Origin of the sequence: Nocardia sp. NPDC056564 (assembly GCF_042793755.1) — a bacterium.
Taxonomy (GTDB): Bacteria; Actinomycetota; Actinomycetes; order Mycobacteriales; family Mycobacteriaceae; genus Nocardia.
The window spans coordinates 350,669-364,202 of sequence record NZ_JBHTUR010000007.1; the positions used below are offsets into that span (position 1 = coordinate 350,669).

The following is a 13,534-nucleotide window of genomic DNA, read 5'->3' on the forward strand; positions in this document are numbered from 1 at the left end:
GGTCGGCCGGATGTCGTTCGTACACAACGGCATCCGGCCCCGCGTTCCACCAACTAGTGAACTTTTTGCTCGAATTCGACCCGAATAGGGGAAAGGAAGTTACGTGCTAGACGTCAACTTCTTCGATGAACTCCGGATCGGCCTGGCCACCGCGGACGACATCCGCCAGTGGTCCTTCGGCGAGGTGAAAAAGCCGGAGACCATCAACTACCGCACGCTCAAGCCGGAGAAGGACGGGCTCTTCTGCGAGAAGATCTTCGGTCCCACCCGGGACTGGGAGTGCTACTGCGGCAAGTACAAGCGTGTCCGGTTCAAGGGCATCATCTGTGAGCGCTGTGGCGTCGAGGTGACTCGCGCCAAGGTGCGCCGTGAGCGGATGGGCCACATCGAGCTGGCCGCACCCGTCACCCACATCTGGTACTTCAAGGGCGTGCCTTCGCGCCTCGGGTACCTGCTCGACCTGGCGCCGAAGGATCTGGAAAAGATCATCTACTTCGCCGCCTACGTGATCGTCGCGGTCGACGACGAGCTGCGCCACAACGAGCTCAGCACGCTCGAGGCCGAGATGGAGGTCGAGAAGAAGGCGGTCGCCGATCAGCGCGACGCCGACCTCGAGGCCCGCGCCCAGAAGCTCGAGGCCGACCTGGCCGAGCTCGAGGCCGAGGGTGCCAAGTCCGACGTCCGCCGCAAGGTCAAGGACGGCGGCGAGCGCGAGATGCGTCAGCTGCGCGATCGGTCCCAGCGTGAGCTGGACCGGCTCGACGAGATCTGGACCACCTTCACCAAGCTGGCGCCCAAGCAGCTCATCGTCGATGAGGTGCTCTACCGCGAGCTGATCGACCGCTACGGCGAGTACTTCACCGGCGCCATGGGTGCGGAGTCCATCCAGAAGCTGATGGAGAACTTCGACATCGACGCCGAGGCCGAGAGCCTGCGGGAGACCATCCGCAGCGGTAAGGGCCAGAAGAAGCTGCGCGCGCTCAAGCGGCTCAAGGTCGTCGCGGCCTTCCAGACCAACGGCAACTCGCCGATGGGCATGGTGCTCGACGCCGTTCCGGTGATCCCGCCGGAGCTGCGCCCGATGGTTCAGCTCGACGGTGGTCGTTTCGCCACCTCCGACCTGAACGACCTGTACCGCCGCGTGATCAACCGCAACAACCGCCTCAAGCGACTGATCGACCTCGGCGCGCCCGAGATCATCGTCAACAACGAGAAGCGGATGCTGCAGGAGTCCGTCGACGCGCTGTTCGACAACGGCCGTCGCGGCCGCCCGGTCACCGGACCGGGTAACCGCCCGCTGAAGTCGCTGAGCGATCTGCTCAAGGGCAAGCAGGGCCGGTTCCGGCAGAACCTGCTCGGCAAGCGTGTCGACTACTCGGGCCGTTCGGTCATCGTGGTCGGCCCGCAGCTCAAGCTGCACCAGTGCGGTCTGCCCAAGCTGATGGCGCTGGAGCTGTTCAAGCCGTTCGTGATGAAGCGCCTGGTCGATCTCAACCACGCGCAGAACATCAAGTCCGCCAAGCGGATGGTCGAGCGTCAGCGTCCCCAGGTGTGGGATGTCCTCGAAGAGGTCATCGCCGAGCACCCGGTGCTGCTGAACCGCGCGCCCACCCTGCACCGCCTCGGCATCCAGGCGTTCGAGCCGCAGCTCGTCGAGGGTAAGGCGATCCAGCTGCACCCGCTCGTCTGTGAAGCGTTCAACGCCGACTTCGACGGTGACCAGATGGCCGTGCACCTTCCGCTGTCCGCGGAGGCGCAGGCCGAGGCCCGCATCCTGATGCTGTCCTCGAACAACATCCTGTCGCCGGCCTCCGGCCGCCCGCTCGCCATGCCGCGTCTGGACATGGTGACCGGCCTGTACTACCTGACCCGCCTCGAAGAGGGCGCGAAGGGCGAGTACAAGGCCGCGGGCAAGGACAAGGCCGAGTTCGCCGTCTACTCCTCGCCCGCCGAGGCGCAGATGGCGGTGGACCGCGGTGAGCTCACCGTGCGTTCGCCGATCAAGGTCCGGCTCACCCACCAGCGCCCGCCGAAGGACATCGAGGCGAAGCTGTTCCCGGAGGGCTGGAACCGCGGCGACGCGTGGCTGGCCGAGACCACCCTCGGTCGCGTGCTGTTCAACGAGCTGCTTCCGGCGGACTACGCGTTCATCAACGAGCAGATGCCGAAGAAGCGTCAGGCGACGATCATCAACGATCTGGCCGAGCGCTACCCGATGATCGTGGTCGCGCAGACCGTCGACAAGCTGAAGGACGCGGGCTTCTACTGGGCCACCCGTTCCGGCGTGACGGTCTCCATGTCCGACGTCCTCGTGCCGCCGGAGAAGACCGAGATCATGGAGCGCTACGAGGCGCTTGCCGATCAGATCGAGAAGAAGTACCAGCGTGGTGCGCTCGATCACCAGGAGCGCAACAACGCCCTGGTCAAGATCTGGCAGGAAGCGACCGAAGAGGTCGGTACGGCACTGCGTGCGCACTACCCGCCGGACAACCCGATCATCACGATCGTCGAGTCGGGCGCCACGGGTAACTTCACCCAGACCCGTACCCTCGCCGGTATGAAGGGCCTGGTGACGAACCCGAAGGGTGAGTTCATCCCGCGCCCGATCAAGTCCTCGTTCCGTGAGGGCCTGACCGTGCTCGAGTACTTCATCAACACCCACGGTGCGCGTAAGGGTCTGGCCGATACCGCGCTGCGTACCGCCGACTCGGGTTACCTGACCCGTCGTCTGGTGGACGTTTCGCAGGACGTGATCGTGCGCGAGCACGATTGCGCCACCGAGCGCGGCATCATCGTGCACATCGCGGACAAGCAGGCGGATGGCTCGCTCATCCGCGACGCGCACGTGGAAACCTCCGCGTACGCTCGCACGCTCGCTTCGGACGCGGTGGACGCCGACGGCAACCTCGTCATCGCCAAGGGCGCCGACCTCGGCGACCCGGCGATCGACGCGCTGCTCGGGGCAGGCATCACCGAGGTTCGGGTCCGCTCCGTGCTGACCTGCACCACCGGTACCGGTGTCTGCGCCACCTGCTACGGCCGTTCCATGGCCACCGGCAAGCTGGTCGACATCGGTGAGGCCGTCGGCATCGTCGCCGCGCAGTCCATCGGTGAGCCCGGTACCCAGCTGACCATGCGTACCTTCCACCAGGGTGGTGTCGCGGGCGATGACATCACCGGCGGTCTGCCGCGGGTGCAGGAGCTGTTCGAGGCCCGCGTGCCGAAGGGCAAGGCTCCGATCGCCGAGGTCAGTGGTCGCGTGCGGATGGAAGACGACGACCGCTTCTACAAGATCACCATCATCCCGGATGACGGTGGCGAAGAGGTTGTCTACGACAAGCTCTCGAAGCGTCAGCGTCTGCGTGTCTTCAAGCACGACGACGGCACCGAGCGTCTGCTCTCCGACGGTGATCACGTCGAGGTCGGCCAGCAGCTGCTGGAAGGCGCGGCGGACCCGCACGAGGTGCTGCGCATCATGGGTCCCCGTCAGGTGCAGATCCACCTGGTCCACGAGGTCCAGGAGGTCTACCGCTCGCAGGGTGTGTCGATCCACGACAAGCACATCGAGGTCATCGTGCGCCAGATGCTGCGTCGCGTGACGATCATCGATTCGGGCGCCACGGAGTTCCTGCCTGGTTCGCTCACCGAGCGGTCCGAGTTCGAGGCCTCCAACCGTCGCGTCGTCGCCGAGGGCAACGAGCCCGCGGCCGGTCGCCCGGTGCTGATGGGTATCACGAAGGCGTCGCTCGCGACGGATTCGTGGCTGTCGGCGGCGTCCTTCCAGGAGACCACTCGAGTGCTGACGGACGCGGCGATCAACTGCCGCTCCGACAAGCTCATCGGCCTCAAGGAGAACGTGATCATCGGCAAGCTGATCCCGGCCGGTACCGGTATCAACCGCTACCGCAACATCACGGTGCAGCCGACCGAAGAAGCCCGTGCCGCCGCGTACGCGGTGCCGTCCTACGACGACACCTACTACAGCCCGGACAGCTTCGGCCAAACCACCGGCGCCGCAGTCCCGCTCGACGACTACGGTTTCAGCGACTACCGCTGATCCGGTACCGCGCAACCACATTCGGCCCCCGCTCCCTTCGGAGCGGGGGCCGTTTGCGTTTCTACCGCTCGATCAATCCCACCAGGCCGTCAGTACCCCTTCGGTGTACGGCCAGCTGCCGAGCGCATTACCCATCTCCTCGGGGTTCTCCTGCACGGTCACCTCGGTCGCCAGCCAGCGTTCTTTCTCCGCCACCTGGGCCAACTCCCTTGCCTTGTCCAGGCTTTCGGTGAGCACGAACAACGTGTCCACGTTCCACGTGTCGTCGGGCAGATCGCGCAACTTGATCAACGACAGCGGCGCGAACCAATCGGGATGCTCCACCGAGGCCACGCCGAGTCGGTCCATGCAGACCGCCACCCACAGCTCCCGATGCCGCTCCAAGCTGGCGACGACCAGCTCGCCATCGAAGTCGTTGAACCGCCTACGCCGAACCAGCTCCAGCTGAATCTGCTGCACACTCGCCTCGGAAAGCCGCAGATCACGCACAGACCACTCCCTCCCACCGACACCCGAACCGGACCCGCCCACCGTAGCCAAGCCCGACGCCCTTCCCGGCTTGTCCGGCCGGGAAACGGTGCGGCCGGAGTGTCGAAAGAGTGATGGGAAATTTACTTTCGGGGGAATATTTTCTGTCAGAATATTTTCAATTGAAGCGGTTGGGTGGTGCGTGAGCGCGTCGGCCGCCTGCCGAATCCTGTTCCGCCCGTTGCGAAAGCGAGTCGCTTCATGCCCGAGCACCACCAGATCTTCGATCTCGGTGACTTCACCACGCAGCACGGCGCCACCTTGCGCGGCGCCTTTCTGGCGTATGCCACGTACGGCGAACTCAATGCCGACAAGAGCAACGCGATCGTCTATCCGACGTGGTATTCCGGGCGACATTGGGACAACGAGTGGTTGATCGGCGCGGGCATGGCGCTGGATCCGGCCGAGTATTTCATCATCGTGCCGAACATGCTCGGCAACGGCCTGTCCAGCTCGCCGAGCAACACCCTGCAACCCTACGATCGCGCGCGCTTCCCCGACCTCACCGTCTACGACCAGGTGGCCGCGCAATACCGTTTGGTGACAGAGCATTTCGGCATCGAGCGGCTCGCGCTGGTCACCGGCTGGTCGATGGGCGCTGGCCAGACCTATCAGTGGGCGGTGAGCCACCCGGAGATGGTCGAACGGATCGCCCCGTTCTGCGGTTCGGCCCGAACGAGCGTGCACAACAAGGTCTTCCTGGAGGGCGTGAAGGCGGCACTGACCGCCGACTCCGCGTTCGCCGGCGGGTGGTACGGCGAGAACTGGCCGACCACCGGATTGCGCGCCCTGGCACGGGTTTACGCGGGCTGGGGCTTCTCCCAGGCGTTCTACTGGGAGCACGAGTACGAGAAGCTCGGCTACACCTCGCTCGAGGACTTCCTCATCGGCTTCTGGGAAGGCTTCTTCCTCGACGACCGCGACCCCAACAACCTGCTCACCATGCTCTGGACCTGGCAGCACGCCGACGTCGGCCGCACCCCCGGCTTCGACGGCAACACCGAGGCCGCCCTCGCCTCGATCAAGGCCACCGCCCTGGTCCTGCCCGCCGAGAAGGACCTCTACTTTCCGCCGGAGGACGAAGCCTGGGCGGTATCGCACATCCCGAACGCCGAACTCCGGGTCATCCCCGGCATCTGGGGCCACTTCGCCGGCCACGGCAAGAACCCGGACGACACCCGGTTCATCGATACCGCGCTAACCGACCTACTAGGCAAACCCGGTGGCCTGGCCTGATTCCGGGCCGTGCATTACACACTCGCGGTCGCGCTCGGCGCACTGCTACTCATCGGCATCGTCGTGCTCGCAGCCTGGGATGACCTGCGCGACCGCGGCGAGGACAGGTCCGGCCAAGCCGACGAGGAGCGGATAAAGCATCGCTGAGGGTTCATGCGAGAGTCATCGCCACGTCGGCGGCGGCGGTCACAATGGAGGGATGCGTCGAACGTATGCGGCGGTCGTCGCGACGATCCTGCTGGCCGGTGTCCTGAACGTGGGTGCGGCGTCGGCGGACGGCCCGCCGCCGTTCGATCTCCAGGCGCATCGCGGCGGGGCGGCGCTGGTGGTGGAGAACACGGTGCCCGCCTTCGCGAATGCTCTGGAACTCGGCGTCAGCACACTGGAATTGGACGTGCAGATCACCGAGGACGGGTACGCGGTGGTGACCCATGACCGTGACCCGAGTCCGGACAAGTGCGTCGACACGCTGCCCGCCTTTCTCGGCGACCCGAAGTTCCCCTATGTGCCGGGCACCAGGTTCATCCGAGATCTGACCTTGGCGCAGGTGCGCACCATCGATTGCGGCTCGAAGCGGTTGGCCGCTTTCCCGGAGCAGCGGACGGTGCCGGGCGCCCGAATGCCCTTGCTGTCCGAGGTTTTCGACCTCGTACACGCCTATCACGCCGACGAGGTCATGCTGAACGTCGAATCCAAGGTCGAAGCCGCAGCGCCGGAACAAACCGCGCCGCGCGAACAGTTCGTGCAGGTGATCGCCGCGGAAGTGCGACGCGCACACCTCGAAAACCAGGTCACCATCCAAAGTTTCGACTGGGGCTCGCTGATGCGCATGCGCGAGGTGGCACCGGAATTACCCCTCGTCGCGTTGACCAACGGGCAGCAGTTCCTGCAGGCGGGCAGGCCGGACGCGTCCCCCTGGCTGGGCGGCCTCGACATCGACGACTTCCCCGGCACGCTGCCGGAGAAATTCGTCGGCGCGGCAGCGTCTTTCGGCGCCGACGCGGTGTCACCGGTGCACGGCGACCCGCAGAACGGCAGCGTCGAAGACGCCGGCTACGAACCCTTCACCACCGGCGCTCTGGTCCGGGCCGCTCACCGGCAGGGCATGCGCGTTGTGCCGTGGACCGTCGACGACCGGCCCACCATGACGGCGCTGCTCGACCTCGGCGTGGACGGCCTCATCACCAACCGCCCGGACCTGTTGCGCACTCTCCTCGCCGAACGCGGCTATCGGCTGCCGAAGGCCTATCCCCGGCCTTGAGTCCTTCGCGTGGACAACGCGCACTCCGCACGGTATGAAATTGGAACACGTTTCAGTTATTGGTGGGAGATGCGATGGACACGGCGGCCATGGGCGAATTGGTGATGGCAGGGTTCCAGAAACTGGGGTTCATCCAGTACACCGGGATCGAGGGCGTGGAGTTCGACGCGGGCCGCAATGTGGTGCGGATGGCGCCGTGTCCCGAGCATCTGAACCACAATGGTGACCTGCACGCGGCGGTGTTGTTCGGCCTGGCCGAGACCGCCGCGATGGGTGCGTCGGTCTCGGGCATCGTCGACCTGATGGGGGAGACCTTCATCGTGGCCAGGGACGGGCGAATCGAATACCGGGCGCGCGCCAAAGGCGATGCGGGACCGTACTTTGCGACGTCCGAGCTGTCCGGCGAGGTACTTCGACAGGTGCGCGCGGATATCGCGGCCCGGAGTTCGATCGACCTGGAGGTTCCGGTGAACATCACCGACAACACCGGAAAGTCCGTCGCCGTCGCGACATTCACCGCGGTCATCCGCCCGCGCCGCTAACGGGTGCGCTCGACGGCCCGAGCGCACCCCACCCGCTCAGCGCTCGCTGTCGAGCATCGCCATCTGTTCCGCGGCATAGCGTTGCCCGGCGACCTGATCGCTGGGCACCGCCGCCTCGATGGTGGCCAACTCGTCCGCGCTCAGCGAGACCTCCAGTGCGCCTGCGGCTTCGGTCCAGCGCTCGCGCCTGCGCGCGCCGACGATCGGTACGATGTCCGCGCCGCGGGTCAGCACCCACGCGATGGCCAGCTGGGCAACCGAGACATCCTTGCCCGCCGCGATCTCGGCCAGCGCGTTGACCAGCTTCAGATTCCGGCTGAGGTTCTCCCCTTGGAAGCGCGGGCTGTGCGCCCGGAAATCGTTGGCGGCGAACGTGGTTCCGGCCTGCACCGAGCTGCTGAGCAGCCCGCGCGACAGCACGCCGTACGCGGTGATGCCGATGCCGAGTTCCCGGCACAGCGGCAGGATCTCCGCCTCGATGCCCCGCGAGATCAGCGAGTACTCGATTTGCAGATCGGCGATCGGATGCACCGCCGCGGCCCGCCGGATGGTGTCCGCGCCGACCTCGGACAGCCCGACGTGCCGGACATACCCCGCCTCGATCAAGTCGGCGATCGCGCCGACGGTGTCCTCGATCGGGACGTTCGGATCGAGCCGGGCCGGCCGGTAGATATCGACGTAGTCGACCCCGAGCCGCTGCATGCTGTAGACGAGGAAGTTGCGCAGGGCCTCGGGCCGGGTGTCCACGCCGCCCCAGGCGCCGCCCGGCCCGCGCAGCGCGCCGAACTTCACGCTGAGCACCACGTCCTCGCGCGGCCGCTCGGCGATTGCTTTGCCGATCAGTAGCTCGTTGTGCCCGGCGCCGTAGAAATCGCCGGTGTCGATCAGGTTCGCGCCGGCCTCGAGCGCGGCGTGGATGGTGGCGGTGGATTCGGCGTCGTCCGCCGTGCCGTACATGCCGGACATACCCATCGCGCCGAGCCCGATCCGGCCGACGGCGGGCCCGGTCTTACCGAGCTGAACTGTGGAGATCCTCGATGTCGTCATAGGGCAAGCCTGCACCTCCCACGGCGGAATCGGCAGAGATCGCCTATCGGGGGATTGCCGATCCCTGGCTGCCCGGCCCGATCCGGGGGACAGTGGAGGCATGGACCGAACCGAGCTCGCCGACTTCCTCCGTCGCCGCCGGGAGCAGCTGACGCCCGCCGACGTGGGTTTGCCACCCGGTGTCCGGCGGCGCACCCCCGGCCTGCGCCGGGACGAGGTGGCGATGCTGGCCGGCATGTCCACCGACTACTACACCCGCCTGGAGCAGTCCCGCGGCCCGCGACCGTCCACCCAGGTGCTGGCCGCGCTGGCCCGCGCCCTGCGCTTCAGCAGCGACGAACGCGATCACCTCTACCACCTGTGCGACCACGCGGCGCCGGTCCGCGAGTTCTCCGACAGGCATGTCGGTCCCGGGCTGATGCACCTGCTGGCCAAGCTGGACGACACCGCCGCCACCGTGATCACCGACCTCGGTGAGGTGCTGGTGCAGAATCGCATGCACACCCTGCTGCTCGGCGATCTGGCGAGCCGCCGCGGCTGGGAACGCTTCTACGCCTACCGCTGGTTCACCGACGTCGAGTCGCGCGCGACCTTCCCCGAGGAAGACTGGGATCGACTGGGTCGCAAGCACGTCGCCGATCTGCGTGCGACCGCCGCGCGCCGGGCCGGCGACGCGGACGTCACCGAGTTCATCGCGAAACTGCGTTCGGTCAGTACGGAATTCGACGTGCTCTGGGACGAACACGAAGTAGCGGTGCGCCTTTCGGACACCAAGCGCATCCTGCATCCCCAGGTCGGTCTGGTCGACACGATCTGCGAAACGCTGCTCACCCCGAACGCCGCCCAGCGCCTGCTCGTCTACCTGCCGCAGCCGGGTACGGACGCGGCCGAGAAACTGGACCTGCTGCGCGTCATCGGAACGCAGACCATGGACTCCGCAGGCGAAGTCGAGGCTCGCGCACGCCGACTCTGACCTCGGCCCGGTGGTCTCGAGCGAGCGGACACCCGCCCGCTCCCGGATCAGGGTGCGCCGGAGACGTAATCGAGCGCCGCGTCGATCGCCGGCTGACCACCGGCCATCGCGAGTCCGGCCGCCGCGCCGATGGCCGCGCCGAGCACCGTGGTGATCGGCACCGTGATGAAGTCGATGACGAACAGCCCGAGCGGGAACCCGACCACGAAGCCGATCGCGGCGCCGATTCCCGCGCCCGCCAACACAATCGGCATCGCCTTCTCCACCTCGGCGAAGAAGCGTTCCTGGCTGCTCACGTCGCGCAGCGGCGCCTGCGACATGTGGTCGGGCACCAGGGTGAGCCGATGACCGGCCTCCTCGATGACCGGATTCAGCGCCACCCGCTTGTCGCCGACGCGCAGCGCCATCGGTAACGCGGCGACGACGCTGCCGTCGCGATCGGTCAGCGTGACCACCCGGCCGTCGTGGACGAGTTCGAAGCGTCCGTCCTGGATCGTCGTCACCGCGGCGCGCCGATCCTCGGATGCGGCGACCTGGTAGGCGATGTCGGCGAACGACCCGCGTACGTCGAGTGCGGTGTCGGGCGTGGTGGTGGCGGGATCCGCGTGCGTGGCGCTCGTGCTGATGACGGTGGCCGCCAAGGCCAGCAGTGCGGTCGCGGTGATTCTGGAGAATCTCATCGTGCTCTTTCGGTAGCGCTGCCCCCTGCGCAGTGTGTTCGTCGGCGACAGTATCAGGCGCGGACGAGTACGGCTCGGTGTTCGGGCGCAAGCCAACTCGGCTCAGAGCTCGAGTTCGTTACTCAATCGACGCAGATATCCGGCGAATCGCTGCCGATCGGCGTCGTCCCAGTCGGCGGTGAGCTCGGTGAAGACCTGGCGTTGCCAGTCGCGGGCCTCGGCGAGCAGGCGCTCGCCACTGGCGGTCAGCGCCAATGCCGTTCGGCGCCGGTCGTGTTCGGATTCCGCGCGGGAGAGAAAGCCCGCCGCGGTCGCATCCCGCACCATCCGGCTCGCCCCCGAATGGTCCAGTCCCAGTTGATGAGACACCGAGGTGATGGTGGCCTCGGCGCCCTGCTCGACGGTGGCCGCCACCGCCTCGACCACCTGGACGTGCTGGGCGTGCCGTAGTTCGTCGGGCAGATCCGCCGAGGTTCGGTTGATCCAGCGTCGGGACCAGAACCGGACCAGTCGAAACAGCGCCGGCCCGCCGTCGGCGGCGGCTCCCGGCCTGCCGGTTGCCCGTCTGCTCATGTCGTCAGCCTAACCCGTCGCCGACAATCGCATGCGATACGCATGTATATTTCTATGTGAATCGCATACATCAGGAGATAGTCATGACCATCGTCTTGAATCACACGATCGTGCCCGCGACGGATCGGCAGGCTGCCGCAACGTTTTTCGCCGACCTACTGGGCCTCGAAGTAGGCGTGCCCGCCGGTCCGTTCACGCCGGTGCAGGTGAACGCCGATCTCACCCTCGACTTCGACGACCGTGGCCGCGTCGAGCCGGGCCACTACGGATTCCTCGTCGACGACGAGACCTTCGACGCGGTCCTCGAACGGCTGAACCGGTGGCCTGCCGTCGCCTTCGGCTCCGGTCCGCAGCACGGCTGGGACCGGACCGTCAACCATCTGGGCGGTGGCCGCGGCGTCTACGTCAACGCACCCGACGGCCACAGCTACGAGCTGTTCACCGCGGTCCCGTAACCCCTCGTCCGAATCAGGTTCTGGCCGGACCGATCCGGCGCTTACGCGGCTTGAGATGCAGTCCGGGCAGCGGCGGCGCGGGGATACGCTGCTCGGGCGGATGACCGGCGATGTCGGCGAAGGGCCCGAGATCGTGGTTCTCCCAATCGTTTCGGGCTGCCACGATCTCTTCGTGGCTGCGCCCGACGAAGTTCCACCACATCACCAGTTCCTCGCCGAACGGCTCGCCGCCGATCAGCGCGAAATGCGCTCCGGCAGTGCTGCTCAGCGAGATCTCGTCGCGATCGGTGCCGAGGTAGAGCAGCGGACCCGCGGTCAGCGGCGTGCCGTCGACCGTCACCTCACCCTCGATCACCATCAGCGCGTGCTCGAACCCGCGCTCCAGCGGCAGGGTGGCCTCGCCCGCCTCCAGCCGCACGTCCGCGCCGACGATCGGCGTGTATGCGGTTGCGGGCGAGGTGATTCCGGCCAGCGTGCCGATCAGCACGATGGCGCGCAGGCCCGGCGCCGAATAGACCGGCAGCTCGCGATGCTGCTCGAAGTGCGGAGCGATCCCGGTCCGGTTGCCGGGCAGGGCGATCCACAATTGCAGGCCGTGTCCCGCGTGCGCGCCCGCGACGCCGTATTCGGAATGCGCGATGCCGCGCCCCGAGGTCATCAGGTTCAGTTGGCCCGGCTCGATCTCCACATCGGAGCCGACCGAGTCGCGGTGCCGGATCCGCCCGTCGAACGGCCAGGTCACCGTTTGCAGGCCGATGTGCGGATGCGGATCGATATCCGGCGACGCCCCGGTGTCGGTGACCGTCGGCGAGCCGAAGTGATCGAGGAAGCACCACGCCCCGACCGTCGGCAGATCCCGTTGCGGCAGTACCCGTTCCACGAAGACGCCGCGCACGCCGCCGAGCGGCACCTCGCGCGAGGGATAGAGCTCCGCGACCGGGCCCGGGCCGGGCGCCGGCTCGCACAGCGCCTCCGCCGGATGCGGATCCAGGTCGCTCACCGAGTGATGCCCTTGCCGATGACGTGCGCGTCGTACTGGGGGTGCTTGTCCAGGTAGGCCCGGATGAACGGGCACAGCGGCCGGATCGCCCGCTTGCGCTCGACCGCGTCCTCGATGGCGTGCTTGGCCAGCGTGCTGCCGAGTCCCTTGCCGGAGAACGCGCCGTCGATCTCGGTGTGGGTGAACACCGTCTCGTCGTCGCGCTCCTCGTACTCGGCGAATCCGGCCAGGTCGCCGCCGTAGAACACCTCGTACCGGTGCTTCTCGTCGTTGCGGACAACCTTGGATTCCGAGGCGGCTGTAGTCATGGTCGACTTCTCCTTCGATGCGCGTACCGGATGTCTGCTGAGGATCGACACGCGATTGAACGCGCCGATCGTGGTGGCGGCCCAGACGACGACCGAGAGTTGATCGTCGGTCAAAACCTTGCGTGCGAGCGCGTATTCACGCTCCAGCGTGTGCTCGTCCGGCAGTGTCGCGGTGGCCTCGGCCAGCCCGAGCGCGGCCTGCTCCAGCGGTGAGTACAGCTCGGTGCGCCGCCACGCGGGCAGCACGGCGATCTCCTGTTCGGTGTTCCCGGCGGCGAGCGCGGCGCGCTGGTGCGTGTCCAGGCAGAACGCGCAGCCGCTGATTTGCGAGACCCGCAGGTTGACCAGCTCGATGAGCTTGCGGTCCAGGCCTGCCGCGGCGGCCGCGGCGTGTACTTCGTTCGCGACCCGGATGAGGGCGCGGAACGCGGCGGGCGTCTGTTTGTCGATCCAGACGCGGTCGTGCGGGGCATCGGGCTTCACTCCATTGGATGGTAGTAGCCCGCGCGGCCGAACATCCGGTGGGGTCGGGTTTAAACGGACCGGGGTCCGAGTCTATTTACACCGGCATACAGAACTCGTAGAGATCGTCCGCGACGGCTGTCGCGGTCCCGGGCGCGGGACAAATATGGAGGTCCATCGAAGGAGAAAAACGTCATGAGGTTCCGCAACCGCACCGCCCCCACCCTGGTCGCCGCCTGCCGCCGCAGCGCGCACCGCATCTGGGCCAGGCAGGATCTCACCCCGCAGGAGCGCGCGAATCTGATGGTCGGCTGGACGCCGCCGGCCATCATCAGCGCCTCGCTGGGCGGGCGCACGTTCCACTGACGTGCCGCGGCCCCGGGGACCCGAACCGGGTGGCCGGGGGCGCGCG

At 67.1% G+C, this 13,534-nt stretch carries 14 protein-coding genes; 8 read left to right on the forward strand and 6 right to left on the reverse strand.

The features are described from left to right. Window positions 1-103 precede the first annotated feature (103 nt). Window positions 104-4,057, forward strand: a complete 3,954-nt coding sequence (locus ACFQ9K_RS20745) for a DNA-directed RNA polymerase subunit beta' (protein WP_378726570.1) — start codon at window positions 104-106, stop codon at window positions 4,055-4,057. A 72-nt stretch (window positions 4,058-4,129) separates the two neighbouring features. On the opposite strand, the gene ACFQ9K_RS20750 is transcribed toward ACFQ9K_RS20745, so the two are convergent. Continuing rightward, on the reverse strand, window positions 4,130-4,546 hold the full coding sequence (locus tag ACFQ9K_RS20750) for a hypothetical protein (protein ID WP_378725982.1): 417 nt from the start codon (window positions 4,544-4,546) through the stop codon (window positions 4,130-4,132). A 240-nt stretch (window positions 4,547-4,786) separates the two neighbouring features. Between ACFQ9K_RS20750 and ACFQ9K_RS20755 the strand changes: the two genes are divergently transcribed. From ACFQ9K_RS20755 to ACFQ9K_RS20770, 4 genes are all read left to right on the forward strand, one after another. Further along, window positions 4,787-5,821, forward strand: coding sequence for an alpha/beta fold hydrolase (locus tag ACFQ9K_RS20755; RefSeq protein WP_378725984.1), 1,035 nt, complete (start codon window positions 4,787-4,789; stop codon window positions 5,819-5,821). A 9-nt stretch (window positions 5,822-5,830) separates the two neighbouring features. After that, entirely contained in the window at window positions 5,831-5,968 is a 138-nt protein-coding gene (locus ACFQ9K_RS20760; protein WP_378725986.1) for a hypothetical protein, read from the forward strand. Between the two features lie 52 nt (window positions 5,969-6,020). Then, complete coding sequence (locus ACFQ9K_RS20765; RefSeq protein WP_378725988.1) at window positions 6,021-7,082, forward strand: glycerophosphodiester phosphodiesterase family protein; 1,062 nt, start codon at window positions 6,021-6,023, stop codon at window positions 7,080-7,082. 74 nt (window positions 7,083-7,156) lie between these two features. Continuing rightward, window positions 7,157-7,624 carry a PaaI family thioesterase gene (locus ACFQ9K_RS20770; RefSeq protein ID WP_378725990.1) on the forward strand — a complete coding sequence of 156 codons (468 nt, stop codon included), beginning with the start codon at window positions 7,157-7,159 and terminating at the stop codon, window positions 7,622-7,624. Between the two features lie 36 nt (window positions 7,625-7,660). On the opposite strand, the gene ACFQ9K_RS20775 is transcribed toward ACFQ9K_RS20770, so the two are convergent. Then, window positions 7,661-8,671 carry an aldo/keto reductase gene (locus ACFQ9K_RS20775; RefSeq protein WP_378725993.1) on the reverse strand — a complete coding sequence of 337 codons (1,011 nt, stop codon included), beginning with the start codon at window positions 8,669-8,671 and terminating at the stop codon, window positions 7,661-7,663. Window positions 8,672-8,771: 100 nt separating this feature from the next. On the opposite strand from ACFQ9K_RS20775, the gene ACFQ9K_RS20780 reads away from it, so the two are divergent. Next, window positions 8,772-9,644 (forward strand): helix-turn-helix transcriptional regulator, encoded by an 873-nt coding sequence (locus ACFQ9K_RS20780; protein WP_378725995.1) that lies wholly within the window; start codon window positions 8,772-8,774, stop codon window positions 9,642-9,644. Between the two features lie 47 nt (window positions 9,645-9,691). On the opposite strand, the gene ACFQ9K_RS20785 is transcribed toward ACFQ9K_RS20780, so the two are convergent. Both ACFQ9K_RS20785 and ACFQ9K_RS20790 read right to left on the reverse strand, forming a co-directional pair. Continuing rightward, entirely contained in the window at window positions 9,692-10,324 is a 633-nt protein-coding gene (locus ACFQ9K_RS20785) for a hypothetical protein (protein WP_378725997.1), read from the reverse strand. Between the two features lie 102 nt (window positions 10,325-10,426). Continuing rightward, window positions 10,427-10,897, reverse strand: a complete 471-nt coding sequence (locus ACFQ9K_RS20790) for a MarR family winged helix-turn-helix transcriptional regulator (RefSeq protein ID WP_378725999.1) — start codon at window positions 10,895-10,897, stop codon at window positions 10,427-10,429. A gap of 83 nt (window positions 10,898-10,980) precedes the next feature. On the opposite strand from ACFQ9K_RS20790, the gene ACFQ9K_RS20795 reads away from it, so the two are divergent. Then, window positions 10,981-11,352, forward strand: a complete 372-nt coding sequence (locus ACFQ9K_RS20795; RefSeq protein WP_378726000.1) for a VOC family protein — start codon at window positions 10,981-10,983, stop codon at window positions 11,350-11,352. Window positions 11,353-11,365: 13 nt separating this feature from the next. Here ACFQ9K_RS20795 and ACFQ9K_RS20800 read toward each other — a convergent pair whose 3' ends face one another. Next, entirely contained in the window at window positions 11,366-12,352 is a 987-nt protein-coding gene (locus ACFQ9K_RS20800) for a pirin family protein (protein ID WP_378726002.1), read from the reverse strand. After that, entirely contained in the window at window positions 12,349-13,143 is a 795-nt protein-coding gene (locus tag ACFQ9K_RS20805; RefSeq protein WP_378726004.1) for a GNAT family N-acetyltransferase, read from the reverse strand. Before ACFQ9K_RS20805 ends, ACFQ9K_RS20800 begins: the two co-directional genes overlap by 4 nt. 174 nt (window positions 13,144-13,317) lie before the next feature. Between ACFQ9K_RS20805 and ACFQ9K_RS20810 the strand changes: the two genes are divergently transcribed. Further along, window positions 13,318-13,488 carry a hypothetical protein gene (locus ACFQ9K_RS20810; RefSeq protein ID WP_375912535.1) on the forward strand — a complete coding sequence of 57 codons (171 nt, stop codon included), beginning with the start codon at window positions 13,318-13,320 and terminating at the stop codon, window positions 13,486-13,488. The last annotated feature ends 46 nt before the right edge of the window (window positions 13,489-13,534 follow it).

What these genes read in the sequence shown, in the direction of transcription:
- ACFQ9K_RS20790 (WP_378725999.1), bottom strand. Translation starts at nt 10,897, where the DNA reads ATGAGCAGACGGGCAACCGGCAGGCCGGGAGCCGCCGCCGACGGCGGG.
- ACFQ9K_RS20765 (WP_378725988.1), top strand. Translation starts at nt 6,021, where the DNA reads ATGCGTCGAACGTATGCGGCGGTCGTCGCGACGATCCTGCTGGCCGGT.
- ACFQ9K_RS20775 (WP_378725993.1), bottom strand. Translation starts at nt 8,671, where the DNA reads ATGACGACATCGAGGATCTCCACAGTTCAGCTCGGTAAGACCGGGCCC.
- ACFQ9K_RS20785 (WP_378725997.1), bottom strand. Translation starts at nt 10,324, where the DNA reads ATGAGATTCTCCAGAATCACCGCGACCGCACTGCTGGCCTTGGCGGCC.
- ACFQ9K_RS20755 (WP_378725984.1), top strand. Translation starts at nt 4,787, where the DNA reads ATGCCCGAGCACCACCAGATCTTCGATCTCGGTGACTTCACCACGCAG.
- ACFQ9K_RS20780 (WP_378725995.1), top strand. Translation starts at nt 8,772, where the DNA reads ATGGACCGAACCGAGCTCGCCGACTTCCTCCGTCGCCGCCGGGAGCAG.
- ACFQ9K_RS20770 (WP_378725990.1), top strand. Translation starts at nt 7,157, where the DNA reads ATGGACACGGCGGCCATGGGCGAATTGGTGATGGCAGGGTTCCAGAAA.
- ACFQ9K_RS20810 (WP_375912535.1), top strand. Translation starts at nt 13,318, where the DNA reads ATGAGGTTCCGCAACCGCACCGCCCCCACCCTGGTCGCCGCCTGCCGC.
- ACFQ9K_RS20795 (WP_378726000.1), top strand. Translation starts at nt 10,981, where the DNA reads ATGACCATCGTCTTGAATCACACGATCGTGCCCGCGACGGATCGGCAG.